The following is a 25,874-nucleotide window of genomic DNA, read 5'->3' on the forward strand; positions in this document are numbered from 1 at the left end:
AGTAAGGCGGATCACTCCTGGCGAATGAGCCCAAAGCTGACGCCGCCGCCCTCGTCGACCTCGGCGTCGAGCACTTTGTCGCCGAGTGCGTCCGAGGCCGCGACGTCGAGGAACACGCGCGCTCCGTCGTGCTCGACGACGGCGTCCGTCGTCTCCGGTGCCGCTGCGACGGAGACCGCGAAGTTGCTGGTGTCGAGGTCGTTCCCGCTGATGCGCAGGCCGCCTTCCACGGGGGTTTGTGTCTGTCCGGTGATGGTCTTGACGACGGTGCTGGCGTTATCGGTGAGGGTGAGCATCGGGTCGTTCCTTCCGTCAGTGGTCGATGAGGGGGCTACGTTTCCGAGAACGGCGGCGGTCCTCAAGAGGGGGGCGCCGATGTGGAGGGGATGCGGAGGCTCTGTACACCCGGATGTGTACACCGCTGCCACACTGGCTGGATGAACCCCGCCGACTCCTGCCCGTGCGGAAGCCGCCGCCACTACGCCGACTGCTGCCGTCCCGCCCATCTCGGAGAGGAGCCCTCGCCGAGGGCGGAGCGCCTGATGCGCAGCCGCTACAGCGCCAACGTGCTCGGTAGCGCACGATATCTGCTGACCAGCTGGCATCCCTCCACGAGGCCAGCTCGGATCGACCTGGACGAGAGTGTCCAGTGGCGCCGCCTCCAGATCGTCGACACGGTTCGCGGCGACGAGGGCGACGACGACGGGCTGGTCGAGTTCCGCGCGTCATACCGCTCGCCGGCCGGCGTTGGACTCGTGCACGAACGCAGCCGATTCGTGCGGGAGGAAGGCCAGTGGTTCTACCTCGACGGCGAGATCTGTGACGACGAAGCCCTATGACGACGAAGCCCCGTGACGACGAAGCCTGAGGCGCGCCAATCGTCCTACGCTGGAAGCATGGCCAAGCACTTCCGCCGAGCGGACGACGCGTCGCGCTACGAACTGTCCCTCGACGGCACTCTGGCAGGCGTACTCGACTACCGCGCGAGCGGCGGGCGAGTATCGCTGGTGCGCTCGTTCACCACTCCGCCGTTCCGCGGCCGCGGCCTCGCCGGCGAACTCGTCGCGTTCGCCGTGGCTGACATCGAGTCGAAGGGTGAGCAGACGATCGTGCCCCTGTGCTGGTACGTCGGTGAGTGGTTCGAGCAGCATCCCGAGAAGGCCCATCTGCTCGCCGCAGGGTGAGCGAGTGGACCGACCTAGCCGTTCACCTCCGCACGGCGGGCTCCACGTCGGCGAGGTCGGGGCCGAGGCCAAGATCGACCAGCCGCACACGGCCGGCGTAGGAGTCGCCCGGCGGCAGGAGCAGGCCCGCCTTGATCGCGCCGAAGGTCACCGTCACATCGGCGCGCAGGACGGTTGGGTCGGGCACCGAGCCGTCATCCGGATGGATGCCGCTCGGCAGGTCGACCGCGACGACGACTGGCCGAACTGTGCGCTGCTCGAGCGCCACGAGGACCGCCGTCACTACCTCGCGCGGACGTCCGCGCAAAGCAGGCTCGGTGGTGCCGATGCCGAGAATCCCGTCGACGATCACGTCGGCGCGCGCGACGGCCGCTGTGAGCGCGCTGGCGTCGTCCGGGGCGACGCGGTCGCAGCCCTCGTCGAGAGCGATGGCAAGGCCGCGTCCGTGCGCGCGCTCAGCGGCAAGGACGAGAGCGACGTCGGTGCCGGATGCGGCGAGCTCGGCGGCCGCGTAGAGGGCGTCTCCGCCGTTGTCGCCGGGGCCGACCAGGACGAGCACGAGGCCAGGGCGAGTGCGGTCGTGCCGGTCAGCGAGAACGAGCCGGAGTTCGCGAGCGAGTCCGTTTGCTGCCCGCTGCATCAGCGGTTCCCGCCGGGCCAGGTGTGGGGCTTGCGCGTCCCGCACCTGCGCGGAGGTATATCCCTCGACCATGTGTCCACTGTGCGCGCGTGATCGCGCACGTGCAAGTCCGTCCCCGGGATCATCACCGTGGCCACGGTCACCGCCTCAGGGATTCGCCTCGGGCTCAGCATCGGCCAGACTTGAGGAGACCTGGACGGTCAGGGAGTGCCTCGCCGCGGTGACCGATCTCTCCCGCGTCTTCGTGATCACGCTCTTTCGAGGAGGTATGCGATGCCCGCTCTGCCCACCGCGCCCGCCCGCGCCGTCGTCGTGATGGGAGTCTCCGGCAGCGGCAAATCGACGGTCGCGTCCCTGCTCGCCGATCGGTTGGGCTGGGAGTTTCTGGAGGGTGATGGTCTGCACCCGGCCGCGAACGTCGAGAAGATGCACGCCGGCATCCCGCTCTCGGATGAGGACCGTGCCCCATGGCTCGCCGAGATCGCGCGCGTCGTCGACGAGCGGATCCGCGCGGGCCGCCCGGTGGTCGTGACCTGTTCGGCTCTGCGCCGGCGTTACCGGGACGTGCTGCGCCGGGATGACCTCGTCTTTGCGCACCTCGCCGGCTCGCGCGACCGGATCTCGGGACGCCTCGCGGCTCGCGTCGGCCACTTCATGCCGACGACGCTCCTCGACTCGCAGTTCGGCGCTCTCGAGCCCCTGGGCGATGACGAGGCGCACGTCACGGTCGATGTCGGACGCCCGCCGGAGCAGGAGGTCGCCGAGATCCTCGACCGGCTCGGCCTCTCGCCGGCAACCGGCTAGCCCAGTAGCGACTCCACGGGCGTCGCGGGCAGATTAAAGGCAGCCGCCACCGTGGGAGCGACGAGCTGCCCATCGTGCGTGCTCAGTCCGCGGGCGAGCGCGGGATCGGCAGCGAGCGCCGCCTGCCAGCCCCGGTCGGCCAGCGCGATTGCGTAGGGCAGGGTCGCATTCGTGAGAGCCCGGGTCGAGGTCTCGGGGACCGCGCCCGGCATGTTGGCGACGCAGTAGTACACGCTGTCGTGCACCGCGAAAATCGGATCGTCATGCGTGGTGGGGCGCGAGCCCTCGAAGCAGCCGCCCTGGTCGATCGCGATGTCGACCAGCACCGAGCCGGCCTTCATCGCGGCGACCATCTCGTCGGTGACGAGCTTGGGCGCTTTCGCTCCGGGGATCAGCACCGAGCCGATGACGAGGTCGGCGTCGGCGAGTTGCGTCGCGATCTCATAGGCCGAGGAGGCGCGGGTCTGGATCGCGCCCTGGAAGCGGTTTTCCAGCTGCGCGAGGCGGGGGAGGGAGAGGTCGACGACCGTCACATCCGCGCCCATCCCGAGGGCGTTCGCCGCAGCGTGCTCCCCGGCGACGCCGCCGCCAATCACGACGACTTTCGCCTTGGGGGTGCCGGGGACGCCGCCGAGGAGGGTGCCGCGTCCGCCGACCGCGCTCATCAGGTGGTACGCGCCGACCATGATCGATAGGCGTCCGGCGACCTCGCTCATGGGCGAGAGGAGCGGGAGCCGGCGGTCGGCCAGCTGCACCGTCTCGTAGGCGATGGCGGTCGTCCCGGCGGCGAGCAGTGCCTCGGTGCACGGACGCGAGGCCGCGAGGTGCAGGTACGTGAACAGCACCTGCCCGCGCCGCATCCGTGGGTACTCCGCTTCAATGGGCTCCTTGACCTTGAGCACCAGGTCCGCCGTAGCCCAGACCTCATCGGCCTCGGCCACGATCCGCGCTCCAGCGGCCGTGAAGTCCTCATCCGAGACGCGCGAGCCTAGGCCCGCTCCCGCCTGCACGAGCACCTCGTGCCCGCGGCGGACGAACTCGTGGACGCCGGCCGGGGTGGCGGCGACACGGTTTTCATTGTTCTTGATCTCGGTGGGGATTCCGACGCGCACGAGGGCTCCTTTGCTGCGGCCCGAAGGCGGGCGGGAACGCCGATCCTGCGCCGACGATGCCCCTATCGTGCGAAGATCGTGCCCGGAGCGGGACACATTCCGCAGAATCATCAAGCGGGCGGCGGTTCGTCCGCAGGAGTAGCGGTGAAAAAGGGGAGCCGACGCATGCGACCGAAGGATCTGCACGACCTCGATGACCTCGACCCGGTCGATCGGACGCTGGTGCGCCTCCTCCGGGCGGACGCGCGTACTCCCAACAGCCGCCTCGCCGAACGCGCGGGCATCGCTCCATCGACCTGCGTCGCTCGCGTGCGCGGACTCCTCGAGCGCGGGATCATCACCGCGTTCACAGCAGAACTCGATCCTGCCGCGCTCGGACTCACCCTGCAGGCACTGATCAGCGTCAACATCCGAGTGGGCCAGCGGCAGGCGATTACGCGGTTCGCGGAGGAGATCCGCGCGCTGCCCGAGGTGGTGCAGCTGTTCTTCTTAGGCGGGTCGGAGGATTTCATCATCCACGTGGCCGTCCGCGACTCCAACGATGTGCGTGACTTCGTGGTCGCGAATCTTTCGGCGCACCCTGCGGTGGCCTCGACGCGCACGAGCCTGGTGTTCGACCATCACCGGATGGGCCCGTCGGTTCCGGAGTAGCTGACACCGAGTAGGTGACGCCCCGTCAGTGCGCCCCAGGGCTGAGATCGCCGCCGCCGCGCTGCATCAGGCCGGGGATGCGCTTCGCGAGGCCGGGGATGCTCTCCTCCGAGATCGAGATCTGCGTGTCGCGGAGTCGCTGGCGCAGCAGCGCCTCGACATCCTCGTCCGGCCGCAGCTCGGCGTCACCGGCGACCTGGAGCAGGACGCCGCGCAGTTTTTCATCTAGCGGCGCGTCGTCGCTGCCGTGCTGGATGGGGTGGTCCTGGGATGCGCTCGTCATGCGCCCATGCTGGCACCGGAAGCCGACGGGCGAGAGGACTTGCGCGGCGGCCGTGGATCCGCAGGCCAGGATGGGGTCATGCCGTTCTCCCGCGCTGAGCTCGCCTCGTTCCAGGGCCGCACGGTCGAGGACCTGCTCGGGGACGATGTCCGCCTCCTCTTCGTCGGAATCAACCCCGGCCTGTGGACTGCCGCAACCGGTGCGCACTTCGCGCATCCCGGCAATCGCTTTTACCCGGCGCTCGTCGCCGCAGGCATCCTCGACCGACCCCTGCGCGTTTCGGAGGGAATGGGGGATGCCGACCGGGAGGCTCTGCTCTCGAGAGGGATCGGCATCACGAACCTCGTCGCCAGGGCGACCGCGCGCGCCGACGAGCTGACTCGCGAGGAGTTGCGCGCGGGGGCCGAGCGCCTCGTTGCCACAGTGCAGCGCGCGCGACCGGCCGCCGTCGCTCTCGTCGGGATCACCGCCTACCGCGCTGCGTTCGGCCGCCGCACAGCGAAGCAGGGTCGCCAAGTGGAGGATCTCGCGGGAGTGCCGCTCTGGGTGCTGCCGAACCCGAGCGGGCTGAACGCGCACGACACGGTCGCCTCGCTTGGACGCGCCTACCGCGAGCCCGCAAGGGCCGCAGGAGTTGTCCCTCCCGACCCCGAGGAATAGCCGTCGTCCCTCGTCGGTTGCAGAACTCCATGAGTATGCATGAACTGAAGTTCGGAGTCGACACCTTCGGTGACGTCACTGTCGGCCCGGACGGCGTGCGGCTGTCGCACGGCCAGGTGCTGCGCGATGTGGTTGAGGAGGGGGTTCTCGCGGACGCCGTCGGTATCGACTTCTTCGGCATCGGGGAGCATCACCGTGCCGACTTCGCGGTCAGCGCTCCCGACGTCGTGCTCGCGGCCATCGCCGCGCGCACCGAGCGCATCCACCTCGGCTCCGCCGTGACCGTCCTGTCCTCCGACGACCCGGTGCGCGTCTACCAGCGCTTCGCCACTCTCGATGGGCTCTCCGGCGGGCGCGCCGAGGTCATCCTCGGCCGCGGCTCCTTCACCGAATCGTTCCCGCTGTTCGGCTACGACCTCTCGCAGTACGAACTCCTCTTCGAGGAGAAGCTCGACCTTTTCCACGCCCTCGTGCAGGGTGGCCCGGTCACCTGGCAGGGCAGCACCCGCCCTGCGCTGAACGAGCAGAGTGTCTACCCAGCGCTGGAAAATGGAATGCTGCGCACGTGGATCGGCGTTGGCGGCAGCCCCGAGTCTGTCGTCCGTGCCGCGCGCTACGGCTTCCCGCTGGTGCTCGCGATCATCGGCGGCTCACCCGCCCGCTTCCGTCCCTACGTCGACCTCTTCGGGCGAGCGCTCGACCAGCTTGAGCAACCCCGGCTCCCCGTCGCCGTGCACTCGCCGGGTTTCGTCGCCGAGACAGACGAGGAGGCGCGCGAGCTCTACTACCCGCACCACAGGGCGATGATGGACGCTCTCGGCCGGGAGCGCGGCTGGTCACCGATGACCCGGGAGCGCTTCGATGAGGAGTCGGGCCCCGACGGCGCTCTTCACCTCGGCTCGCCCGAAACGGTCGCCCGCAAGATCGCAGGAACGGTCTCGGCGCTGGGCATCGACCGGTTCGACCTCAAGTACAGCGCAGGCACCCTTCCCCACTCGGCCATCATGCGCACTATCGAGCTCTACGGCACGCAGGTCATTCCGCGCGTGCGGGAGATCCTTGCCGGGAGCTGACCGGGCGACGCCGTGAGCGCTCCCACCGAGCGCCCGGGCGGCGTCGATACACTCGAACACCCGGTGATCCCGCCGCCCGACCCTCCGGAAGCACATGCCAGACAGCAACGCCGCCCGCACCCCCTACGAGGTGCTGGGCGTCGCCACCACGGCGTCCGACGACGAGGTCAAGCGGGCCTACCGCCGCCTGCTCCGCGAGACGCATCCCGACACGGGCGGTGATGCCGCCTCCTTCCACGCGGTGCAGGTCGCCTGGGAGCGCATCGGCAGTACGGCGGCGCGCGGCGACTACGACCGCGGCGCCCCGGCGCCCGGAGACTCCTCCTCACAGACGTCCTCTACGGGATCGCCGCGTGCGCAGAACGCGTCGGCCGTCCGAGCCCGCGCGTACGGTCATCCCGGAGGCGCGGCGCGCGAGTACTACCTGCGTCTCGTCCGAGAGTGGCTGGGCCGGGGTGCCGCTGTCGATGATCCGTTCGACCCGGCGATCGTCCGCTCTGCCCCCCGCGAAATCCGCTCCTGGCTCGCGAAGGCGCAGGCGGAGGAGGCGACCGCCGCTCTTATCGGCGCTCTGGGCATCGCCTACACGATCTGGAATGATGTCGCGGTGGGCGATGGTGGCCTGAAGATCGACCACCTCGTGCTCGGCCCCTCGGGGCTGCTCGCGATCACGTCGGCCGACTGGGGCGACCCGGTCCGCCTCCGCAAGGGCGAGCTAGAGGGGGCGGGTATCGCCGACGACGAGAAGCCGATCACATCGCTGACCAAGGCGGCGCGGCGGCTCGGGCGCGACCTCGGAGTGCGCTTCTCCGCGAGCGTCGTCGTGGTCCCTGACGACGCGTTGGAGCAGCCTTTCGAGCAAGTGGAGCGCGGCCGGCACCAGGGCGCTGTCGTCATCCGCCGCTCGCTGCTGCCGCAACTGTTGCGTTCCGGGACCGACGATCCGCGGCTGGGAGGCTACGGCGAAGCCTTCGAGGTCCGCACCCGGGTCCAGAACCGCATTCGCTTCGTCTGAGGCAGAGCTAGCCGCCGATCGTCGCCGGGGCAAGGGGTTAGCGCACGTCCACCCCGCCGCCCCAGCATGGAGTATGCCCGCGGGCATTCCACGACGAGCGGAACGAGGACGGACGATGGTGCGATTCGGCTACACCCTGATGACCGAGCAGAGCGGACCCAAGCAGCTGGTCGGCTACGCGGTCGACGCTGAGAGGCTCGGCTTCGAGTTCGCGGTCTCGAGCGACCACTACTCGCCCTGGCTGACCGAGCAGGGGCACGCCTCCTACGCGTGGACTCTCCTCGGCGCGGTTGCCCAAGCGACGTCGACCATCGACCTGACGACCTACGTCACCGCCCCCACCATTCGCTACCATCCCGCGATCGTCGCGCAGAAGGCGGCGACTCTCGCGATCCTGTCGGACGACCGCTTCACCCTGGGCCTGGGCTCAGGAGAGAACTTGAACGAGCACGTCGTCGGCGAGGGGTGGCCCTCGGTCGCCGTTCGGCAAGACATGCTGGAGGAGGCGGTGCACCTCATCCGCGAACTGCACACCGGCGATCTGGTCACCTGGGAGGGCAACTACTTCCGCGTCGACTCCGCGCGAATTTGGGACCTCCCGGACAAGCCCGTCGAGATCGGTCTTGCCGTCTCGGGGACGAAGTCGATTGAACGCTTCGCTCCGATCGCCGACCACTTCATCACGACCGAGCCCGACGCAGAACTGATCTCACAGTGGACCGCCGTCCGCGGCGTCGACGCCGCCCCGTCCCGCACGATCGGGCAGATCCCGATCTGCTGGGCGCCCAGCAAGGAGCAGGGCGTGACGCTCGCCCACGAGCAGTTCCGCTGGTTCGCGGGCGGCTGGGCTGTCAACTCCGACTTGCCGACGCCAGCCGGTTTCGCGGGCGCGAGCCAGTTCGTGCGCCCCGAGGACGTGGCCGAGCAGATCGCCTGCGGACCGGACCTCGACGCGCTTGCCGAAAGCGTCGTGCCGTACATCGAGGCGGGCTTCACCGATATCGCGCTGGTCCAGGTCGGCGACGAGCTGCAACAGCGCTTCCTTGATGAAGCGGCGCTTGGGCTGCTCGAACGCCTGCACGCTCTCGCCCCGTAATCGAGGCGGGCGCCTCCCGGTCAGAAGCCGCGAAGGCGCTCGATGTCGCGGCGGTCGCGCTTGGTCGGTCGTCCCGCACCGCGGTCGCGCACGATGACAGCAGGAGCCGACTCTCGCGGCGGAGGCGGCGGCGTTCGGTCCTCGACGCACTCGGCGGCGACCGGAGCACCAACCCGCTTGACGACCAGGCCGCGAACGACGAGTTCGCGGTCGAAGCCACCGATCCGGACTCGCACCTCATCGCCGACGCGCACCGTCTGCGCCGCCTTCGCCCGCTCCCCGTTCACGCGGATGTGGCCCGCCCGTGCGGCGGTCGTGGCGGCGGAGCGGGTCTTGTACACGCGGACCGCCCAGAGCCAGGCGTCCACTCGCACGGAACCGGTCACCGGGATCTGCATCCCATCAGTCTACGAAGCGGTCCGCTCCCCACTCCACGGCCCACCATCCACCCCGCGGCCCGCCAGGGGCCGCCGCGACACAAGGATCGACATGAACCGAGACGAAAGTATCTACTCCGGGACACACGACGAGGGAGGCGACGACGCCCTCCGTAGCGAGGAGAGTCGCATGGTCGCTGCCAACGACAGTTCCGGTGCCGGAGGCACGCGCGGCGACGTCGGGATGAGTACCACGAGCGGCGCGGGCACCGGCGTTCCCACGCGGGGCGCACCCCCGCACAGTGGCTCGCCGTCCGAGCTGCGGCCGACAGCGTTCCCGCACGCGGGCCTGGAGTTCTCGCTTGTCCCGTCAGGTCACGAGGAGTGGCGCATCGAGCACCCCACTGGTCGCGCTGTCGGGGTGTTGGCCGTGATCTCCCACGCGGGCGAGGAAGCGGAGGCAGTCTTCGTTACGCGCCGCGTCGGCTCCGAGGACGCCGTGGCAGAGGGCACCGACTGGCGCGGCATCGTGTCGGCCGTCATCAACGACGAGGCCGCCGATCAGCGCGACGCTGTCGATCCCGACCCCACCGTTTCCCACGTGCGCGGCGGCCTCATCACCCGCGCCCCGTCCGCCCCCGACGCCCTCCCCTGACCCCTTTCCCTCCCGCGAGATGCCACGTAAGACCGCCGTCACCGGCGTGCCGCGCACCCAAGGGGCATCTCGCGGAGGGGGATCAGCGGGTCAGGAGTGCTGCGTTGATTCGGGCCGAGAGGTCGCCGTCCACCGGGCGGTCCACTCCGTCGACCGAGCGGATGGGTGCTGCGTTGCGGGCGCTGGAGACCAGCCAGGCCGCGTTCGCTGCGTCAAGGTCTGGTGCGCGTAGGGGTCGTATGGCGGTTCGTAGGCCCAGCGTGGGCGCCAACTCGAACAGGTCGCCCTGCGTGGTGCCCGGCAGTAGGCCGAGGCTCGGCGGAGGCGTCACCAGCTCCTCGTCGATCAGCAGCACGAGGTTAGCGCTCGGCCCCTCGAGCAGGTAGCCGTCGCTGGAGACGAAGAGCGCGTCGTCCGCGCCTCGCCGCACTGCCTCCCGCGCGGCCGCCCGGTTGACTGCATACGAGAGCGTCTTCGCCCCCACGAGCAGCCACGGCGATGTGTGCTGCACGTCCGAACGCAGCCCGCGGTCCAAAAGCACCACCCGAACGCCGTCGCGTCGCGCTGGCCCGAAGTCGGGGCTGGTCTGCACGAACACCACGCCAGTCGGCCGTCCGCTGCCCTCCACACCGCGCGTCAGGATCGTCTTCACTATCGCCTCAGGGACACGCGGATGCTGGGCGACAGCGGTGGCGATCGCGTCTCGCCAGGCCACACAGTCCGGACGGGGGAGGTCCAGCATCCGCGCCGAGCGCTCAAAGCGGTCGAGGTGCGCGTCCAACGCCTGGACCCGGCCATCGACGAGGTTAATGGTCTCGAAGATCCCGTCGCCTCGGGTGAAGCCGAGATCGGTGACGTCAACGTCTCCGCTCCGGTACGGATGCGCGTCTGCGTCGAGGGAGGGGCGGTCGAGGATGACGAGCGTGTCAGCGGGCATGGGTGATGCGGTCCTTCCGGGGGCGGCGGGGTAATCGGGGGAGAGGGGTATCGGGTCAGGAGGATCGTCAGCAGGGCGCCGAGCAGTGAGCCGCTGCCGTTTGACACGAGGTCCTGCACATCGCTGACCCGGGTCGGCAGCCAGAGCAGCTGCGCCGTCTCGATGACGACTGAGACGCCCAGGCCAATGAGCGCCGCGAGCAGGCGGCGACGCGGAGGCAGCTGCGCGGCGACCAGTGCCCCGAGCGGCACGAAAAGAAGCACGTTCGCCGTGAATTCCGCGACGGCGAAGTCAAACCAGCCGGTGAGCGGAGTGGAGGCGATGGTGGCGATAATCGCAAGGATCAGCGTGCTCGGCTCCCCGGCAGGATACGGCGCGGGTGTCAGCGTGATCAGGGCAATGACCGCGAGCCACGCCAGCGTCGCAACGGGGAGCAGTCTTGAGCGGCGCATCGTCCGATTCTGCCAGCCCGTCGCGGCTCGCGGACGTCGGGCTCGGCGGGTCCCGTGTGGGAGGCTGGAGGGTATGACGAGCGAGGACACCGGCGGCACCGGGCTGCCCTCGCGCCCTCCGCTCGACTCGGCCCTTGGCGACGGGTGGGTCGAGATTGGCGACGGTCGCCGCTTCTGGGGCCGGTTCGGCGCCGCCGGCCTTCTGCTGCGTGATCCGTCCGGTCGCGTCCTGCTCCAGCACCGCGTGAGTTGGAGTCACTTCGGCAACACCTGGGGCCTCCCCGGTGGGGCTCGGCATCCGGAGGAGTCGGCGTTTCAGGCCGCGCTCCGCGAGTCGGAGGAGGAGGCGGGCGTCCCCGCCGGGCTGATCGTCCCCGTCCTCTCCAGCGTGGTCACGATCGGACCTTGGAGCTACTCCACTGTCGTCGCCGACACTCTCGAACACTTCACCCCGCGCATTACCGACGCCGAGAGCGAAGAGTTGCGTTGGGTTGCTCCCGAAGACGTCGACACCCTCCCCTTACACCCTGGATTCGCCGAAGCCTGGCCGGGCCTGCGCTTGCTCGCCGCGCCGCTGCCCGTGCTGGTGATCGACGCGGCGAACGTGGTCGGGTCGCGGCCCGACGGCTGGTGGCGCGATCGTGCTGGAGCCGCGCAGCGCCTCCTCCTCGCCCTCGCGCGGCTCGCTCGCACCGGCGTCCCGGGTGCACTGCTGGGGATCGACGCCGAGACGGTCTGGCCGTGCATCGCCGTCGTCCTGGAAGGCGCCGCCCGCGCCGCCGATGCCACCGCGGCCGTCGAGGCAGCACCGTCCGGACGCCTTGTCGTGGACTCCGCCGAGGGTTCCGGCGACGATGCGATCGTCGACCTCGTCGCGAGGCTCGACTCCGCCGTCGTCGTGACCGCCGACCGTGGACTCGTTGCCCGCATCGAGGCGCTCGGAGCCACCGCGATGGGACCGCGATCCGTCCTCGATCTGCTCGACGCGGCCCGGGAATAGGCCGTCGCGCACCCCGGTTGCATCCCCCATGACCACGACCCCGATGACCCTCGACTCCCATGACCAGACGATCGCCGACGGCATCGTCCTCATCGACTTCTGGGCCGACTGGTGCGGTCCGTGTAAGCAGTTCGCGCCCGTCTTCGAGGCCACAAGCGAGAAGAACACCGACATCACCTTCGCCAAGGTAGACACGGAGGACCAGCAGCAGCTCGCCGCCAGCTACGGCATCTCCTCCATCCCCACCCTCGTCGTCTACCGCGACGGCATCCCCCTGATGGCTCAGCCGGGCGCCCTGCCTGCTGCCGCCCTCGACGGCTTGATCGAGCAGGTCCGCGGTCTCGACATGGTCGAGGTGCGCCGCCACTACCAGGAGGCGAAGGCAGCCCAGGAGGCGAGCACAGCCGCGCAGGTCTGATCCCGCAGCGGACGACACGGAACCCCGGCAGCCGAGAGAGCACCGGGGGTTGCGTCGTTCGAGCAGCCGATCAGCCTGTGTTCTGCAGGCCAGCCGCCACGCCATTCACGGCCAGCAGGAGCAGGCGCTGGTTCTGCTCTGTGCCTGAGCCGCCCGGGTCGGTCCGCAGGGCACGCAGGGCGCGCAGCTGGAGGAGCGAGAGGGCGTTCACGTAGGGCGTGCGCAGCCGCACCGCCCGGCCGAGTACCCGGTGCCCGGTCAGCAGACTCTCCTCCCCAGTGATCGAGAGCACCCAGCGTCGCGTCAACTCCATCTCGCCGAGTACAAGGCCGGCGAGGTCGTCGCGGGAGTCGAGCGCGAGGTAGCGGCGGGCGATCCCCTCGTCGGTCTTCGCGAGCGACATCTCGACATTGTCGATCATCGTCGTGAAGAGCGGCCAGGAGGCGTAGGCCGCCTGGAGCAGCTCCAGATCCCCGACCGCCTCGAGGGCGCTACCCAGTCCGAACCATCCGGTCAGATTGACGCGCGCCTGCGTCCATGCGAAGACCCACGGGATCGCCCGAAGATCCTCCAGCGACTCGACCGAGAGACCGCGGCGGGCCGGGCGCGAGCCGAGCGCGAGCAGGCCCACCTCCTCCTGTGGGGTCACCCGGGCAAACCACGGGGCGAAGCCGTCGGCCTTGACCAACTCGAAGAATCGACGACGGGATTCGCGGTCCATCGTCGCGGCGACCTCGGCAAAGCGGTCAGCGGCTGCCGCGTTCCGCTCACCAACTGCGGGGGACGAGGCGAGCAGCGTCGCTCCCGCGACCTGCTCGATGTGCCGGGTCGCGATGTCGGGGTTGCCATAGCGGGCGAAGATGACCTCGCCCTGCTCCGTGAGCTTGAACCGGCCGTCGACCGAACCCGGCGGCTGCGCGAGGACCGCGCGGTTCGCCGGACCGCCACCGCGACCGAGCGCACCGCCGCGGCCGTGGAACAGCGTCAGCACGATCCCCTCGCTGGCGGCCCACTTCGCGATGCGCGCCTGGGCGTCGTAGAGCGCCAGTGTCGCCGAGACCGGTCCGACGTCTTTCGACGAGTCCGAGTAGCCGAGCATCACCTCGAGGCGGTTGCCGGTCGTGGCCAGTCGCTCGCGCACCTGCGGGATGCGGATCATCTCGGCGAGGATGTCGGTCGACGCGTCCAGATCAGCGAACGTCTCGAACAGCGGGACTGCATCGATGATCGGGGGAGTCCCGTCGGTCGCCGCCTTCGCGAGCTCGAAGACCGTGCGGAGGTCGTCAGCCGACTGGGTGAACGACACGATGTAGCGGCGGGCCGCCTCCGTGCCGAAGCGCTCCTGGACCGTCGCGATCGCGCGGAAGACCGCGAGCACCTCGAGGCTGCGCTCGTCGAGTTCGCCGCCCGCGCGCACCGCGGCGATGGTCTCTCGGTGCACCTTCGAGTGCTGGCGCACCTCGATTTCGGCGAGGTGGAAGCCGAAGGTCTCGAGCTGCCAGACGAAGTCCTGCAGGTCGCCGTAGGCGGCGCGGACGTCGCCCGCAGCGACCAGCGACTCCTGCAGCGTGCGCAGCTCGCCCAGCAACTCGGCGGCATCGGAGTAAGCCAGCGGCCCCTCGGAGCGCGTCGCGGCGAGGCGGTCCGCGGCGAACAGGAGCACTCGGCGGTGCGTCTCGTTCGGCGAACGCTCGGCGATCACTGCGGCGAGTGTGGGGGCCCGCTCGGTGCACGAGGCCCACAGGGCATCGACGGCAGCCGACGGGGGAGTCGTCGCGCCGTCGAGCGTCAGCGCGCGGCCGACGCGGCGGGCGACCCGCTCGAGACCGATCAGCACGTGTTCGGAAGCGATGTCGACGGCTCTCAGCGTCGTCTCGGCAGTGACGAACGGATTGCCGTCGCGATCTCCGCCGATCCAGGTGCCGAGTCGGACGAAGGCAGGAGCGACCGGCGATCGCGTGCCGGAAGCCTCGCCGAGCAGGGCGTCGTCGAGGCGCCGGTAGACGCGGGGCAGCACCGAGAACAGTGACTCGTCGAAGACGCTCATCGCGGTTCGCACCTCGTCCAGCGGACTCGGCTTTGACTCCCGTAGCGGCGCCGTGCGCCAGAGGGTGTCCACTTCGGCCAGGAGGCGGCGGCGGATCTCGACCAGCACCACCCCGCCCATCCGCGGATCGTCGCGCTGCTCGAGGAGATCGCTGATGCGGCGGATGGTCGACGCGACCGCTCGCCGGCGGGCCTCCGTGGGGTGCGCCGTGAGCACAGGCCGAAACTCCAGCCGCGAGAGTCGCTCGAAGGCTTCCTCCTCGCCAAGTTCCCCGGTGAGACGGCGCATCGACGCGAGGATGGAGTCCTCAGGCGACTGCGTGCCCGCGTCGGCTTCGCGACGGCGCAGCACGCGCACCCGGTGAAACTCCTCGGCCACGTTCACGAGATGGAAGTAGCAGGTGAACGCGCGAGCCACCTCCTCGGCGCGCTCGAGCGAGAGCGAGGCGACGAAGTGCTCCGCCTCGGCCATCGTGGCGGGGTCGCCACTGTCGTAGGCGCTGATGGTCAGCGCGCGGAGACGCTCGACGTCGTTGTAGAGCGTCGGTTCCCCCGATTCGCGCAGGACCTGGCCCAGCAGCTCGCCCAGCAGGTGAACGTCGCCGCGGATGCGCTCATCCAGCGGGGGAGAGGTCGTCCCGTCGGCGGACGAGAGGGAGGAGGCGGGTGCTGCGGTCGCGTCTGACGCGTCGGAGTACGGGGGCACGGGACAGACCTTAGCGGCGGGGCCGATCACGCACGTGAATCCTCCCTCACGATCGAAACTGGAATGATCGAGGAGTGACCGTGACACTCGCATCTCCCGCTTCCGCCGTTCAGACCGAGCAGGCGGCGCCCCACGTCGTCGTCCTCTTCGGCGCGGTCGGCGATCTGGCCCGTCGCAAGCTCATTCCGGGGATGGCCCACCTCGCTCTGTCCTCGCTCGCTCCGGACCTGCAGATCGTGGGCACCTCGCTCGAGGAGCATGACGACGATTCCTTCCGCGCCTTCGCCAAGCTCGCCTACGACGAGTTCGGTAGCCGCTCACTCACGGCCGCCCAGTGGGACGAGTTCGCCTCAAAGCTGCGCTACGTCCCGCAATCGGCAGGTCCCGCCGCGCTGGCCGAGGCGGTGACCGCCGCCGAGGCGGCACTCGGACCCGACGTCAGCCGCCTGCACTACCTCAGCGTCCCGCCCAAGGCCGCGCTCTCGGTCGTGCGGATGCTTGCCGAGGCCGGCCTGGTCGAGCGTTCCCGCATCATCATGGAGAAGCCCTTCGGCGTCGACCTCGACAGCGCCGTGGTGCTCAACGCCGAGCTGCACGAGACCTTCAGCGAGGAGCAGATCTTCCGGATCGACCACTTCCTCGGCAAGGAGCCGGCGCAGAATATCCTCGCGTTCCGCTTTGCCAACGGTTTGTTCGAGCCGATCTGGAACCGCAACTTCATCGACCACGTCCAGATCGACATCCCCGAGAAGCTCACCCTCGACCGCCGCGCCGAGTTTTACGAGTCGACCGGCGCCTATAAGGACATGGTCGTCACCCACCTTTTCCAAGTCCTCGCCTTCATGGCGATGGAGCCGCCGACGGCCCTGGAGCCGCAGGCGATCAGCGAGGAAAAGAACAAGGTCTTCCGCTCGATGCGTCCACTCAACCCCGAGAACGTCGTGCGCGGCCAGTACATCGGCTACCGCGACGAGCCGGGCGTCGCCGCCGACTCCGAGACCGACACCTTCGTTGCGCTCAAATGCGAGATCGACAACTGGCGCTGGGCAGGCGTCCCGTTCTACCTCCGCACCGGCAAGCGGATGGCCGAGGGGCAGCGCATCATCTCGATCGCCTTCCGCGAGCCTCCGAAGAGCATGTTCCCGCAGGGCTCGGGAGTCGGCGCCCACGGGCCGGACCACCTCACCTTCGACCTCGCCGACGCCTCAAAAGTCTCGCTGTCCTTTTATGGCAAGCGGCCCGGTCCCGGTATGCGGCTGGACAAGCTGAGCATGCAGTTCGCGCTGCAGGAGACCGATCGAGCCGGCGACGCGCTGGAAGCCTATGAGCGCTTGATCCTCGATGCGATGCGCGGCGACCACACGCTCTTCACCACGGCCGAGGGCATCGAGCGCCTCTGGGAGGTCTCGGCGCCGCTGCTGCAAGACCCGCCGCCCGTCCGCCTCTACGCCCCCGGCTCCTGGGGTCCGAATGCCATCCATCAGCTGATCGCCCCGCACGCCTGGCGGCTTCCGTTCGAACGCGTCTGGCGCGATAAGCGCTGACCGCGCCGCCGAACGCCCGGCCTAGGCTGGGGCGCATGAGGCGCGCGGGGGAGGACCGGATCTGGACGGTCCCCAACATCCTGAGCCTTGTGCGCCTGGCGCTCGTCCCGGTGTTCCTCGTGCTGGTCGTGGTGGGCCAGGATGCGCTCGCCCTCCTCGTCCTTGTCGTCTCGAGCCTCACCGACTACCTCGACGGATGGATCGCGCGCCGCTTCGACCAGATGACGCGCCTCGGCCGGATTCTCGATCCCGCTGCCGACCGGCTCTCCATCTTCGCAACCGTCTTGGGCCTCGCCGCCCGCGACCTCGTGCCCTGGTGGCTCGTCGCCGTGCTGCTCGCCCGCGACCTGATGCTCGTCGTTCTCGCAGTCATCCTGGCGAACCACGGCTACGGGCCTCTTCCGGTGCACCACCTGGGGAAATTCGCCACTTTCTGCCTGTTGTACGCCCTCCCGCTGATCATGCTCGGGCAGGCGTTCCCCGCTCTGGCACCCGCCTCGCTGCCGCTCGCTTGGGCGTTCGCACTCTGGGGCGTGTTTCTCTACTGGTGGGCAGGGATCGTCTATGCCGTGCAGACGTGCGGACTCGTCCTGCAGGTGCGCACAGGCGATCAGGGGTCCGGCGAGGGTCACGATTCGGATACGCTGGGCCGGTAGGAGGTACCTCTTGGTCGAGCCAGTCGGTGGAGCATCACCCGCCCAGCACAAGTCCGTTTCCGGTGAGCCATCGACGGAGACGACGCTGACGTTCACCGACGACATCGGTGCCCAGCTCGCCGCTCTCGACAACCGCGCCTCCCGCGAGGAGGCTGAGGCCGTCGGTGCTCTGCCCTCCGGTTCGGCGCTGCTCGTCGTACGCCGCGGTCCCAACACGGGTGCGCGCTTCCTCCTCGACACCGACTCGACCACGGTGGGCCGGCACCCCGAGGCGGGCATCTTCCTCGACGACGTCACGGTCTCGCGCCGTCACGCCGAGTTCGTCCGCCGGGGCACCTCGTTCGAGGTCCACGATCTGGGCTCGCTCAATGGCACCTACTTCGACGGAGTCCGGATCGAGTCCGCGATCCTCACCGATGGCTCCGAGGTGCAGGTCGGCAAGTTCCGTCTCACCTTTTACGCGTCCCGCGCCGACCTCGTCGCCGCTCCGGACGCGTGAGCCGTGGGCCGCTCCTCCGCGCGCGCCCTCCCCACCGGTTCCGCTGCTCTCCTGAGCATCGGCCAGGTGCTGGCCAGGCTTGTCCCCGAGTTTCCTGATGTGACTCCCTCGAAGCTCCGCTTCCTGGAGGAGCAGGGTCTCGTCTCACCCGCCCGCACCGACTCCGGCTACCGCAAGTTCTCTTCCTCCGACGTCGAACGGCTCCGGATGATCCTTGCGCTCCAGCGCGATCACTACCTCCCTTTGAAGGTCATCCGCGGGTACCTCGACGACGTCGACGCCGGACGCGAGCCCATCCTGCCCGCGGGTGTCGGCGGTGCGGGAGCGGCCCTGCTTGGTCCGGCTACCCGGCTCAGTCGCGAGGGACTCTCGAGCGAGTCGGGCGCGAGCGCCGCTCTCATTCAGGAGGCGATAGCCGCTGGCCTCGTCAGGGGCGGCGACGTCTTCGGCGACGAAGCCGTGACGACGCTGAAGGCTCTCGTCGAACTCGGCCGCTCGGGCGTCGAGCCGCGGCATCTGCGGCCTTTGCGCGTCGCCGTCGAGCGCGAGATGTCGCTGATCGAAAGCGTCGTTGCCTCGAGTTCGCGGCGCGGCGAAGCGTCAGGAGCAGCGGGCGCGGCCGAGAATGCGATAGGACTCGCGGCGCAGCTGGGCACCATCCGCGGAGCGATGGTGCGCAGCGCCCTGTCGCGGATCGGGCGATCGTGAGCCACCGCGAGTTAGTCGCAGACCGCAGACGACACGCCGCCGCCGGAAGGCCGATGTCGTTTACTCGGCCTGCCGTGGTGGGTACGGTAGGGAGCGCGTTCGGAGGATCCGGCGTCCGGATCCGAGAGGCACAGGGATGAGAGAAGTCAGCCGCGACGTCCGCGGCCAGCGCGATCTTCTCCTCTTCAGCGACGGGCTCCCCGATCTCGACGCGGACGCCGGCTATCGCGGGGCCGTCGCCGCTCGCGCCGCAGGTATCACCTACCGCCAACTCGACTACTGGGCGCGTACCGAACTCGTCGAGCCGACCGTCCGCGGAGCCTCCGGGTCCGGCACCCAGCGGCTCTACGGCTTCCGCGACATCCTTGTGCTCAAGCTGGTCAAGCGCCTGCTTGACACCGGCATCTCACTCCAACAGATCCGCACCGCGGTAAACCAGCTCCGGGAGTCGGGTGTGGACGACCTCGCCCAGACGACGCTGATGAGCGATGGCGCAAGCGTCTACCTCTGCACGTCCAACGATGAGGTCATCGACCTCCTCAGTCGCGGTCAGGGCGTCTTTGGCATCGCCGTCGGCAAGGTCCTCCGCGAGGTCGAGTCGAGCCTCGTCGAACTCGAGCACCAGTCCGTCGACCCGACAGACGAGCTGGCCCAGCGCCGCGCTTCCCGCCGCGTCGGCTGACGACGACGATCCGTCCGGGGCCCTGGACCTACTTCGCGGCCGTGACCTGCTCGCCGATGCGGCCGGTGCGAATCACGCGGTCGAGCAGCAGGTCGAAGTTGTGCGCCATCTCCTGAGCGCTCTCGCCCGGCCACACATGGACCGGCTTTGCCGCGCCTTGAGCTTGCTGGAGCGATGTGCGCTCGGGGAGCTGCGGGCTGAGCACCAGCGGACCGAACATGTCGCGCAGTTCCTTGATCCGGAACTGGTGCTCGAGCGACTGCACGCGAGCGCGGTTGACGATGATGCCGAGTGGCTGGAGGCGCGGACTGAGACCGCGGCGAATCTCCTCGATCGCGCGCAGGGCACGGTCGGCGGCGGCCACGGAGAAGAGGCCGGGCTCGGTCACGACGGCGACGCGATCACTCGCTGCCCACGCGGTGCGGGTGAGCGCGTTCAGGGACGGCGCGCAGTCGATCAGGACGAGGTCGTAGTCGGCCTCGACGCTGGCAAGCGCCTCCTCGAGCTTCCAGATGTCACGGATGCTGGGGTGGGGCCCGTCAAAGTTGATCGCGGACGGGCTGCCGATCAGCACGTCGATCGTGCCGTGGTGCTCCTTCGTCCAGCCGGATGGGGCAATCGCGGAGCGGACAATCTTTTCTTTCGGCGACGTGAGGACGTCGGCGATGTTGAGGTGCCCGGCGACGTTGATGTCCATCCCGGTGGACACGTCGGACTGGGGATCGAGGTCGACGACCAGCGTTCGCCAGCCCTTCGAGAACGCCGCGGATGCAAGGCCGAGGGTCACCGTGGTCTTGCCGACGCCGCCCTTGAGGGAGCTCACGCTGAGTACATGCATGGCTGACTACTTTACGTTCCCGCGGGCGGGAGAACCTAACCGTCCGCCGCATACGCCGTTCGTGCGTGTCGCGCGGGCGCGTCCACTAGCAGCCGCGGCGGCGCCGATCCAAGCCACCCCGAACGATCCGGGCCCGCCGGTACACTGACCGCAAGCGGAAGGAGGCTCGTTCGCATGGATGAGCGCAACGACGAACAGCCCGACACCGACCCAGACACCGGCCCGACCGACACTGGTGCGACCGACACTGGCCCGACGCCTCGGACCGCTCTGGATGCGGCGCGGGAGTTCGAGCAGTACGCACCTCGCGCGAGCGACACGGCGCCGACCCTCCTCCCCGACGGTATGCGGTCGTCCTCGCCCGGCCCACGCCGGCGGTCGACCGCACCCGCTCCGGTCGAGGACGAGAACGCGATCGACGTTGGTCGCCTCGGTCTCCCGCCGACGCGCTCGCACGCTCTCCTTCCGCCCGAGCCCGCGCCGGACGCCTCAGAGCCCAGCCCGCGGACGACTCCGAGCGCATCAGGTCAGGGCCATTCCGTTCCGCGCGCGTCGGACCCCGCGCGACCTGTCCCGAGCGGTCCGGTCTCGGCAGGGATTCCCGTGCACCAGGAGCAGTCGCTCGCCGACGAGGCCTCCGGGTCGTCCGTCCCCACCCGGCGCGACCGTCTGCGTGCGGAATCCTCCGGAGCTGGGGCCCCCGCGACTCCGGGCTCTCCGGGTGCCACCACTCCCGAGTCGGCGTCGATGCTGACGCCCGACCGCCTCCTCGAAGTGAACCGAAAGACGCGTCCGGCGCCCACGGGGGGCTGGAACCGCTTCCTCTATGGCCTCACCTTCCGTACCGTCAACCTCGGCGACTCCGCGAGCGTTCGCGCCTGGAAGGCGATGGATGTGCGCATCGGCCGTCAGTTCGAGGGCGGCACGCGCTTCGTGCCCGTGATGACACGCAAGGGCGGCGTGGGCAAGACCACGGTCACCACACTCCTCGGCATGGCCCTTGCCGACTCGCGGGAAGACCGCATCATCGCGGTCGACGCCAACCCCGACCGCGGCACGCTCGCCGAGCGGGTGCCCAAGCAGACGCGGGCGACCGTCCGCGACGTCGTGAACGGCGCCTCAGGAGTGACGGGCTTCACCGAGTTCTCGACGATGGTCTCGCGGGACGAGACGCGACTCGATGTCCTCGCCTCCGACACCGACCCTCAACTCTCGGAAGCATTCGACGAGGACGACTACAACGTGGTCGCGGATCTCGTCGAGCAGTTCTACTCGATCATGCTGACCGACTGCGGGACCGGGATCGTTCACTCGGTGATGCGGCCCACACTTCAGCGCGCGGACACCGTCGTGATCGTCTCCGGCGGCAGCGTTGACGAGGCGAGACTCGCCTCCGAGACTCTCACCTGGCTGGACGCGAACGGCCACGGCGCGCTGGTCCGCAATGCGGTAGTCGCGCTGAATACCACCACACCGGGCACGAGTCTGGTCAAGCTCGAGGAGATCGAGTCGCACTTCCGGTCCCGCGTGCGCGAGATCGTGCGGATTCCCTACGACCCGGTGCTCGCCGCCGGTTCCGTCGTGAAGTGGGAGCAGCTGCGCCAGGCGACGAAGGAGGCGGCGCGCCTGCTCGCAGCGCACGTCGTCGAGGGTATCCCGGTCCGGCGTGTCTGAGGCCTCCGAGCAGGAGCAGTCCATCGAGACCTTCGACCTGATCGTGGTGGGAGCGGGGTCGGGCAATTCGATCGTTGGGCCTGAGTTCGACGGCCTGCGGGTCGCGATCCTCGACGACGGGCAATGGTTCGGCGGCACGTGCCTCAACGCCGGATGCATCCCCACGAAGATGTTCGTGCACGTCGCCGACGTGGTCGCCGACGTCGACCAGGGCGGTCGGATCGGCGTTCACGCTCGCCTCAGCCGGCCCGAGTGGGCGGAGGTCCGTGACCGGATCTTCGGTCGCAGCGACGCAATCAGCGAAGGCGGCTTCGAGTATCGCGACCAGCGCTCGCCGAACGTGACCGTCCTGCGCGAGAGCTTCGGCTTCGAGTCGCTCGGCGACGGCACCCGCCCGCATGTCTTGGTCAGCACGAGCGGCGCCCGCATCAGCGCCCCGCAGGTCGTCATCGCCGCGGGTTCCCGCCCGAGGCCGCTCCTGGCCGCGTACGAGCCCGACCCACGTATCCATGACTCCTCGTCGGTCATGCGCCTCGAGGAGCTGCCCGAGCGGATGCTCATCGTCGGCGGCGGCGCGGTCGCCGTCGAATTCGCCCACGTCTTCTCCTCCTTCGGCACTGCGGTGACCGTCGCCGTCCGCGGCGACCGGCTCCTCCGCGCTCTGGACGAGGATGTCGCCCGCCGCTTCACTGCGATCGCTGCCGACCGCTACACGGTCCACACCGGAGTGAGCGTCGAGAGCATCGACGCTCGCGACGACGGTCTGCACGTCGTCTTCGACGACGGGAGCACGGTCGAGACGGACCTGCTGTTGGTGGCGCTCGGGCGCGACCCGAATAGCGACACTCTCGCCGCCGCCGCCGTCGGGATCGACCTGCACGAGGATGGCCGGGTCAGTGTCGATACCGAGCAGCGCGTCCTCTCCGCCGGGCGCCCCGTGCCCGGCGTCTTCGCTCTCGGCGACGTTTCGTCTCGCTGGCAGCTCAAGCACGTCGCCAATCACGAGGCTCGGCTCGTCGCGCACAACCTGCTCCACCCGGGTGAGCTGCTCTCGAACACGCTCGCACCCGTCCCCGGAGCGATCTTCGCCCATCCGCAGATCGCGCACTTCGGGCTCACCGCGGCCGAGGCCCGTGAGACGGGGATCGACGTCGTCGCCGTGAGGCAGGAGTACGCCTCGACGGCATTCGGCTGGGCCCTGGAAGACGACTCAAGCGCGTGCTTTCTCGTCGTCGGCCTCGACGGCGCGCTCCTCGGCGCGCACATCATCGGACCGCAGGCCAGTATCCTCATTCAGCCGCTCGTCCAGGCCGCCAGCGCCGGCATCGGTATCCGCGGACTCGCTCGCAGCCAGTACTGGCCGCACCCCGCAGCGAGTGAAGTCGTCGAGAACGCCCTCCTGAGCGCGGAGGAGGCCCTGAGGGAGCGCACCACATGACCGAACGCCAGATCCGTATCTTCGGGGACCCGGTGCTGAAGACGCCGTCGGCCCCGATCGAGACCGTCGATGAGGGTGTCCGCCGCCTCGTCGAGGACCTTCTGGACAGCGTTCGTCCGCCCGGTCGCGCCGGCGTCGCTGCTCCCCAAATCGGCGTCAACCTGCGCGCTTTCAGCTACAACGTCGAGGGAGTCGTCGGCTACATCCTGAACCCCGAGATCGTCGAGCTGAACGGCGAGCCGCAGCCCGTCGACGAGGGCTGCCTCTCGGTGCCGAATCTGTGGTATCCGGCGATCCGCTACCCATACGCAAAGGCGCGCGGGACCGACCTCGACGGTAACGAGATCATCCTGGAGGGCGACGGTCTCATGGCTCAGGCTCTCCAGCACGAATGCGACCATCTCGACGGTCGGCTCTACCTCGACCGGCTCTCCAAGGACGACCGCCGGGCCGCCATGAAGGCTGTCCGCGAATCGGACTGGTTCTGAACGGTGTTTGTGTGCGAGCCGGTCCTTGCCCGGCTCGGCGCGGTCGGCTGGGTGGGGTGGCTGGGTTGGGTGGAGCGGGGTGGGTGCGCCGACGGGAAAGCGCTGGACGCGCTTTTCCGGATACGGCTGTGTTTGTTGCGATCCGGTCCCTGCCCGGCTCGGCGCGGTCGGCTGGGTGGGGTGGCTGGGGTGGGTGGAGCGGGGTGCGTGCGCCGACGGGAAAGCGCTGGACGCGCTTTCCCGGATACGGCTGTGTTTGTTTGTGAACCGGGGAGGGGCTGGGGACCACGGGTGAGGGGGCCCGGGGTTAGTGCAGGGAGATGCCCTCCGTGGCGGGAGCCGCGGAGTAGACGGCGGCGATGGTCTCGGCGTAGTCGGCGAGGATCACCGACCGCTTGATGCTCATCTTGGGAGTGAGGTGGCCGCTTGCCTCCGTGAATTCGGTGGGAAGGATCACGAACTTACGGATCGACTCCGCGCGCGAGACCCGTTCGTTGGCAGCGTCAACGGCACGCTGAACCTCTGCCAGCACGGCAGGATTCACGGCCGCGTCCTCGAGAGTGAGCGCCGCATCCTGACCATTATTGGCGAGCCACGTCGGCAGCATTTCGCTGTCGAGAGTGATCAGCGCGGCGATGAAGGGCCGCTGGTCGCCGACAACGACGACCTGGCCGACCAGGGGATTTGCCCGGATTGGGTCCTCGAGCGCCGCCGGAGCGACGTTCTTGCCGCCCGCGGTGACGATGATCTCCTTCTTCCGGCCGGTAACGCGGAGATAGCCCTCGTCGTCGAGCGCCCCGAGGTCGCCGGTGCGGAACCACTCGCCGTCGAACGACTCCGCCGTGGCCTGCTCGTTGTTCCAGTACCCGCCGAAGACGTCGATACCGCGCACCTGGATCTCGCCGTCGTCGGCGATCCGCACCGACACTCCGGGTAGCGCCGGCCCAACGCTGCCGATCTTGAAGCGCTCCGTGCGGTTCACGGTTGCCGGCGCTGTGGTCTCGGTCAGACCATAACCCTCCAGGATCTTGATGCCGAGGCTGTGGAAGAAGTGGCCCAGCCGGTCGCCGAGCGGTGCGGATCCTGACACGGCGAACCGAACGTTGCCGCCCATCGCGGTCCGCAGCTTCGAGTACACCAATCGGTCGAACAGGAGGAACTGGAGCTTCACCGCGAGCGGCACCGAGCCGGCCTCGACGGCGATCGAGTGCGCGACAGCGATATCTGCTGCGCGCCGGAAAAGCTTTCCGCGCCCGCCGGCCTCGGCCTTCTGCTCAGCGGAGTTGTAGACCTTCTCGAACACTCGCGGGACTGCGAGCAGGAACGTCGGCTTGAACGAGGCGAGCGAGGGGAGCAGCTGCTTCGTGTCTGCCTGATGCCCGACCTTCACGCCTCCGTGTACGCAGAGGATGGCGATGAAGCGCGCGAAAACGTGTGCTGTGGTGATGAACAGGAGCGTCGAGGCGCCGGGCTGGTGAATCAGTTCTGTGAGAGCGACCGCGGCGTTGCGGCTGAGTTCGACGAAGTTCGAGTGGCGGATGATGCAGCCCTTGGGGCGGCCGGTCGAGCCAGAGGTGTAGATGATCGTCGCGATGTCGGAGCCGGTGGCGAGGGAGCGGCGACGCTCGATCTCGGCGTCCGGCACCTCGCTGCCCTGAGCCACGAGCTTGTCGAGGTCGCCGAGCCCGATCTGCCACGCGAAGCGGATGCCGGGAAGATCGGCACGCACCTCGTCGAAGCGGGCGAAATGCTCCGCGGTCTCGACAATGACCGCGTGCGCGCCCGAGTCGGTGAGGTTCCACTGCACCTGAGCAGGGGAAGAGGTCTCGTAGACAGGGACGAGGACCCCGCCGGCAAACCAGACGGCGAAGTCGATCAGGGTCCACTCGTACCGGGTCTTGCAGATCAGCCCGACCTTCTCGCCGGGCTTGAGGCCCACGGCGACGAAGCCCTTCGCCAGGGCGGTCACCTGATCGAGGAACTCCTGCGCGGTCACATCTCGCCACCCCGCACCGTCCGGTAGGGCGAAGAGCACCCGCTCAGGCGTCTCGCGGACCCGGTCGAGCAGGAGCGCTGTGGCGTTCGCCCGCGGGTCGGCGGGGACCACAGGGGGAGAATCGAACTGGTTCATGGCAACTCCTTTGGTACCTGAATGAACGTCGTCTCCACCTTACCGGTGCGGAACAAACTGTGAGTCTTTTCAGGTATATCGGTTGGTCATATCCGTGCGGCAGATCG

General features: G+C 69.1%; 28 protein-coding genes and 1 pseudogene. 19 read left to right on the plus strand and 10 right to left on the minus strand.

Translation table 11 applies throughout. The annotated features are described in order from the left end of the window. Nucleotides 1–11: 11 nt before the first annotated feature. Nucleotides 12–296, minus strand: coding sequence for a hypothetical protein (locus tag B0H03_RS11085; RefSeq protein ID WP_104264048.1), 285 nt, complete (start codon nt 294–296; stop codon nt 12–14). A 141-nt stretch (nt 297–437) separates the two neighbouring features. On the opposite strand from B0H03_RS11085, the gene B0H03_RS11090 reads away from it, so the two are divergent. Together B0H03_RS11090 and B0H03_RS11095 are read left to right on the plus strand one after the other, a co-directional pair. Next, a complete protein-coding gene (locus tag B0H03_RS11090; RefSeq protein ID WP_104264049.1) occupies nt 438–839 on the plus strand; it encodes a YchJ family protein in 402 nt (133 codons plus the stop codon). Between the two features lie 57 nt (nt 840–896). Continuing rightward, entirely contained in the window at nt 897–1,184 is a 288-nt protein-coding gene (locus B0H03_RS11095) for a GNAT family N-acetyltransferase (protein WP_104264050.1), read from the plus strand. Between the two features lie 22 nt (nt 1,185–1,206). Here the strand turns inward: B0H03_RS11095 and B0H03_RS11100 are convergent, their stop codons facing one another. Beyond that, nucleotides 1,207–1,896 (minus strand): NAD(P)H-hydrate epimerase, encoded by a 690-nt coding sequence (locus B0H03_RS11100; protein WP_104264051.1) that lies wholly within the window; start codon nt 1,894–1,896, stop codon nt 1,207–1,209. A gap of 201 nt (nt 1,897–2,097) precedes the next feature. Here B0H03_RS11100 and B0H03_RS11105 point away from each other — a divergent pair, with 201 nt between their 5' ends. Then, nucleotides 2,098–2,628: a gluconokinase gene (locus B0H03_RS11105; protein ID WP_104264052.1), complete on the plus strand. Its 531-nt coding sequence runs from the start codon at nt 2,098–2,100 to the stop codon at nt 2,626–2,628. On the opposite strand, the gene ald is transcribed toward B0H03_RS11105, so the two are convergent. Further along, complete coding sequence (gene ald / locus B0H03_RS11110; protein WP_104264053.1) at nt 2,625–3,740, minus strand: alanine dehydrogenase; 1,116 nt, start codon at nt 3,738–3,740, stop codon at nt 2,625–2,627. The two genes, B0H03_RS11105 and ald, sit on opposite strands and share 4 nt — an antisense overlap. 165 nt (nt 3,741–3,905) lie before the next feature. Here ald and B0H03_RS11115 point away from each other — a divergent pair, with 165 nt between their 5' ends. Continuing rightward, nucleotides 3,906–4,391 carry an Lrp/AsnC family transcriptional regulator gene (locus B0H03_RS11115; protein ID WP_104264054.1) on the plus strand — a complete coding sequence of 162 codons (486 nt, stop codon included), beginning with the start codon at nt 3,906–3,908 and terminating at the stop codon, nt 4,389–4,391. A 25-nt stretch (nt 4,392–4,416) separates the two neighbouring features. Here the strand turns inward: B0H03_RS11115 and B0H03_RS11120 are convergent, their stop codons facing one another. Then, on the minus strand, nt 4,417–4,674 hold the full coding sequence (locus B0H03_RS11120) for a hypothetical protein (RefSeq protein WP_104264055.1): 258 nt from the start codon (nt 4,672–4,674) through the stop codon (nt 4,417–4,419). A 78-nt stretch (nt 4,675–4,752) separates the two neighbouring features. Between B0H03_RS11120 and B0H03_RS11125 the strand changes: the two genes are divergently transcribed. The 4 genes from B0H03_RS11125 (at nt 4,753) to B0H03_RS11140 (ending at nt 8,518) form a co-directional block, all read left to right on the plus strand. Continuing rightward, entirely contained in the window at nt 4,753–5,334 is a 582-nt protein-coding gene (locus B0H03_RS11125) for a mismatch-specific DNA-glycosylase (RefSeq protein WP_104264056.1), read from the plus strand. Nucleotides 5,335–5,369: 35 nt separating this feature from the next. Further along, nucleotides 5,370–6,407 (plus strand): LLM class flavin-dependent oxidoreductase, encoded by a 1,038-nt coding sequence (locus B0H03_RS11130; RefSeq protein ID WP_104264066.1) that lies wholly within the window; start codon nt 5,370–5,372, stop codon nt 6,405–6,407. A gap of 94 nt (nt 6,408–6,501) precedes the next feature. Continuing rightward, entirely contained in the window at nt 6,502–7,422 is a 921-nt protein-coding gene (locus B0H03_RS11135; RefSeq protein WP_104264057.1) for a J domain-containing protein, read from the plus strand. A gap of 115 nt (nt 7,423–7,537) precedes the next feature. Next, a complete protein-coding gene (locus tag B0H03_RS11140; RefSeq protein ID WP_104264058.1) occupies nt 7,538–8,518 on the plus strand; it encodes a TIGR03557 family F420-dependent LLM class oxidoreductase in 981 nt (326 codons plus the stop codon). 20 nt (nt 8,519–8,538) lie between these two features. Here the strand turns inward: B0H03_RS11140 and B0H03_RS11145 are convergent, their stop codons facing one another. Continuing rightward, nucleotides 8,539–8,916, minus strand: a complete 378-nt coding sequence (locus tag B0H03_RS11145; protein ID WP_181075011.1) for an RNA-binding S4 domain-containing protein — start codon at nt 8,914–8,916, stop codon at nt 8,539–8,541. Nucleotides 8,917–9,007: 91 nt separating this feature from the next. Here B0H03_RS11145 and B0H03_RS11150 point away from each other — a divergent pair, with 91 nt between their 5' ends. After that, on the plus strand, nt 9,008–9,550 hold the full coding sequence (locus B0H03_RS11150) for a hypothetical protein (RefSeq protein WP_104264059.1): 543 nt from the start codon (nt 9,008–9,010) through the stop codon (nt 9,548–9,550). Between the two features lie 82 nt (nt 9,551–9,632). Here the strand turns inward: B0H03_RS11150 and B0H03_RS11155 are convergent, their stop codons facing one another. Both B0H03_RS11155 and B0H03_RS17485 read right to left on the minus strand, forming a co-directional pair. Further along, entirely contained in the window at nt 9,633–10,487 is an 855-nt protein-coding gene (locus B0H03_RS11155; protein ID WP_104264060.1) for an aminotransferase class IV, read from the minus strand. Between the two features lie 68 nt (nt 10,488–10,555). Further along, nucleotides 10,556–10,939: pseudogene (locus B0H03_RS17485) on the minus strand (VanZ family protein); the annotation flags it as partial. Between the two features lie 73 nt (nt 10,940–11,012). On the opposite strand from B0H03_RS17485, the gene B0H03_RS11165 reads away from it, so the two are divergent. Then, nucleotides 11,013–11,939: an NUDIX domain-containing protein gene (locus B0H03_RS11165; protein WP_104264069.1), complete on the plus strand. Its 927-nt coding sequence runs from the start codon at nt 11,013–11,015 to the stop codon at nt 11,937–11,939. A gap of 28 nt (nt 11,940–11,967) precedes the next feature. Next, on the plus strand, nt 11,968–12,357 hold the full coding sequence (gene trxA, locus B0H03_RS11170) for a thioredoxin (RefSeq protein ID WP_104264070.1): 390 nt from the start codon (nt 11,968–11,970) through the stop codon (nt 12,355–12,357). Nucleotides 12,358–12,427: 70 nt separating this feature from the next. Here trxA and B0H03_RS11175 read toward each other — a convergent pair whose 3' ends face one another. Beyond that, complete coding sequence (locus tag B0H03_RS11175) at nt 12,428–15,109, minus strand: phosphoenolpyruvate carboxylase (protein WP_420849472.1); 2,682 nt, start codon at nt 15,107–15,109, stop codon at nt 12,428–12,430. 80 nt (nt 15,110–15,189) lie between these two features. Here B0H03_RS11175 and zwf point away from each other — a divergent pair, with 80 nt between their 5' ends. The 5 genes from zwf to B0H03_RS11200 all read left to right on the plus strand — a co-directional run bounded on the left by zwf (nt 15,190) and on the right by B0H03_RS11200 (nt 19,198). After that, nucleotides 15,190–16,653, plus strand: a complete 1,464-nt coding sequence (gene zwf, locus B0H03_RS11180; protein ID WP_104264078.1) for a glucose-6-phosphate dehydrogenase — start codon at nt 15,190–15,192, stop codon at nt 16,651–16,653. Nucleotides 16,654–16,688: 35 nt separating this feature from the next. Beyond that, on the plus strand, nt 16,689–17,309 hold the full coding sequence (locus tag B0H03_RS11185; protein ID WP_104264072.1) for a CDP-alcohol phosphatidyltransferase family protein: 621 nt from the start codon (nt 16,689–16,691) through the stop codon (nt 17,307–17,309). A 10-nt stretch (nt 17,310–17,319) separates the two neighbouring features. After that, nucleotides 17,320–17,808, plus strand: a complete 489-nt coding sequence (locus B0H03_RS11190; RefSeq protein ID WP_419956905.1) for an FHA domain-containing protein — start codon at nt 17,320–17,322, stop codon at nt 17,806–17,808. A 3-nt stretch (nt 17,809–17,811) separates the two neighbouring features. Further along, entirely contained in the window at nt 17,812–18,516 is a 705-nt protein-coding gene (gene ftsR, locus B0H03_RS11195; protein WP_104264074.1) for a transcriptional regulator FtsR, read from the plus strand. A 136-nt stretch (nt 18,517–18,652) separates the two neighbouring features. After that, on the plus strand, nt 18,653–19,198 hold the full coding sequence (locus tag B0H03_RS11200; protein WP_104264075.1) for a MerR family transcriptional regulator: 546 nt from the start codon (nt 18,653–18,655) through the stop codon (nt 19,196–19,198). 28 nt (nt 19,199–19,226) lie between these two features. On the opposite strand, the gene B0H03_RS11205 is transcribed toward B0H03_RS11200, so the two are convergent. After that, nucleotides 19,227–20,036 (minus strand): ParA family protein, encoded by an 810-nt coding sequence (locus B0H03_RS11205; protein WP_109714880.1) that lies wholly within the window; start codon nt 20,034–20,036, stop codon nt 19,227–19,229. 174 nt (nt 20,037–20,210) lie between these two features. On the opposite strand from B0H03_RS11205, the gene B0H03_RS11210 reads away from it, so the two are divergent. From B0H03_RS11210 to def, 3 genes are read left to right on the plus strand one after another with little or no spacing between them, the layout of a single operon-like run. Beyond that, complete coding sequence (locus tag B0H03_RS11210; RefSeq protein ID WP_237399479.1) at nt 20,211–21,710, plus strand: MinD/ParA family ATP-binding protein; 1,500 nt, start codon at nt 20,211–20,213, stop codon at nt 21,708–21,710. Next, a complete protein-coding gene (locus tag B0H03_RS11215; protein WP_104264076.1) occupies nt 21,703–23,148 on the plus strand; it encodes a mycothione reductase in 1,446 nt (481 codons plus the stop codon). The genes B0H03_RS11210 and B0H03_RS11215 overlap by 8 nt, the downstream gene beginning before the upstream one ends. Next, on the plus strand, nt 23,145–23,636 hold the full coding sequence (def, locus tag B0H03_RS11220; RefSeq protein ID WP_104264077.1) for a peptide deformylase: 492 nt from the start codon (nt 23,145–23,147) through the stop codon (nt 23,634–23,636). Before B0H03_RS11215 ends, def begins: the two co-directional genes overlap by 4 nt. A gap of 307 nt (nt 23,637–23,943) precedes the next feature. Here def and B0H03_RS11225 read toward each other — a convergent pair whose 3' ends face one another. After that, a complete protein-coding gene (locus B0H03_RS11225; protein WP_104264080.1) occupies nt 23,944–25,767 on the minus strand; it encodes an AMP-dependent synthetase/ligase in 1,824 nt (607 codons plus the stop codon). Between the last annotated feature and the right edge of the window lie 107 nt (nt 25,768–25,874).

Origin of the sequence: Rathayibacter iranicus NCPPB 2253 = VKM Ac-1602 (assembly GCF_003149025.1) — a bacterium.
Classification (GTDB): Bacteria; Actinomycetota; Actinomycetes; order Actinomycetales; family Microbacteriaceae; genus Rathayibacter; species Rathayibacter iranicus.

Excerpts from the sequence above, each read along its gene's own strand:
- B0H03_RS11205 (WP_109714880.1), bottom strand. The coding sequence starts at position 20,036 with ATGCATGTACTCAGCGTGAGCTCCCTCAAGGGCGGCGTCGGCAAGACC.
- B0H03_RS11140 (WP_104264058.1), top strand. The coding sequence starts at position 7,538 with ATGGTGCGATTCGGCTACACCCTGATGACCGAGCAGAGCGGACCCAAG.
- def (WP_104264077.1), top strand. The coding sequence starts at position 23,145 with ATGACCGAACGCCAGATCCGTATCTTCGGGGACCCGGTGCTGAAGACG.
- B0H03_RS11185 (WP_104264072.1), top strand. The coding sequence starts at position 16,689 with ATGAGGCGCGCGGGGGAGGACCGGATCTGGACGGTCCCCAACATCCTG.
- B0H03_RS11135 (WP_104264057.1), top strand. The coding sequence starts at position 6,502 with ATGCCAGACAGCAACGCCGCCCGCACCCCCTACGAGGTGCTGGGCGTC.
- B0H03_RS11100 (WP_104264051.1), bottom strand. The coding sequence starts at position 1,896 with ATGGTCGAGGGATATACCTCCGCGCAGGTGCGGGACGCGCAAGCCCCA.
- B0H03_RS11225 (WP_104264080.1), bottom strand. The coding sequence starts at position 25,767 with ATGAACCAGTTCGATTCTCCCCCTGTGGTCCCCGCCGACCCGCGGGCG.
- B0H03_RS11155 (WP_104264060.1), bottom strand. The coding sequence starts at position 10,487 with ATGCCCGCTGACACGCTCGTCATCCTCGACCGCCCCTCCCTCGACGCA.
- B0H03_RS11125 (WP_104264056.1), top strand. The coding sequence starts at position 4,753 with ATGCCGTTCTCCCGCGCTGAGCTCGCCTCGTTCCAGGGCCGCACGGTC.
- B0H03_RS11200 (WP_104264075.1), top strand. The coding sequence starts at position 18,653 with ATGAGAGAAGTCAGCCGCGACGTCCGCGGCCAGCGCGATCTTCTCCTC.
- trxA (WP_104264070.1), top strand. The coding sequence starts at position 11,968 with ATGACCACGACCCCGATGACCCTCGACTCCCATGACCAGACGATCGCC.
- B0H03_RS11105 (WP_104264052.1), top strand. The coding sequence starts at position 2,098 with ATGCCCGCTCTGCCCACCGCGCCCGCCCGCGCCGTCGTCGTGATGGGA.
- B0H03_RS11130 (WP_104264066.1), top strand. The coding sequence starts at position 5,370 with ATGCATGAACTGAAGTTCGGAGTCGACACCTTCGGTGACGTCACTGTC.
- B0H03_RS11095 (WP_104264050.1), top strand. The coding sequence starts at position 897 with ATGGCCAAGCACTTCCGCCGAGCGGACGACGCGTCGCGCTACGAACTG.
- B0H03_RS11145 (WP_181075011.1), bottom strand. The coding sequence starts at position 8,916 with ATGCAGATCCCGGTGACCGGTTCCGTGCGAGTGGACGCCTGGCTCTGG.
- B0H03_RS11115 (WP_104264054.1), top strand. The coding sequence starts at position 3,906 with ATGCGACCGAAGGATCTGCACGACCTCGATGACCTCGACCCGGTCGAT.
- B0H03_RS11150 (WP_104264059.1), top strand. The coding sequence starts at position 9,008 with ATGAACCGAGACGAAAGTATCTACTCCGGGACACACGACGAGGGAGGC.
- B0H03_RS11165 (WP_104264069.1), top strand. The coding sequence starts at position 11,013 with ATGACGAGCGAGGACACCGGCGGCACCGGGCTGCCCTCGCGCCCTCCG.
- B0H03_RS11120 (WP_104264055.1), bottom strand. The coding sequence starts at position 4,674 with ATGACGAGCGCATCCCAGGACCACCCCATCCAGCACGGCAGCGACGAC.
- B0H03_RS11210 (WP_237399479.1), top strand. The coding sequence starts at position 20,211 with ATGGATGAGCGCAACGACGAACAGCCCGACACCGACCCAGACACCGGC.
- B0H03_RS11090 (WP_104264049.1), top strand. The coding sequence starts at position 438 with ATGAACCCCGCCGACTCCTGCCCGTGCGGAAGCCGCCGCCACTACGCC.
- B0H03_RS11085 (WP_104264048.1), bottom strand. The coding sequence starts at position 296 with ATGCTCACCCTCACCGATAACGCCAGCACCGTCGTCAAGACCATCACC.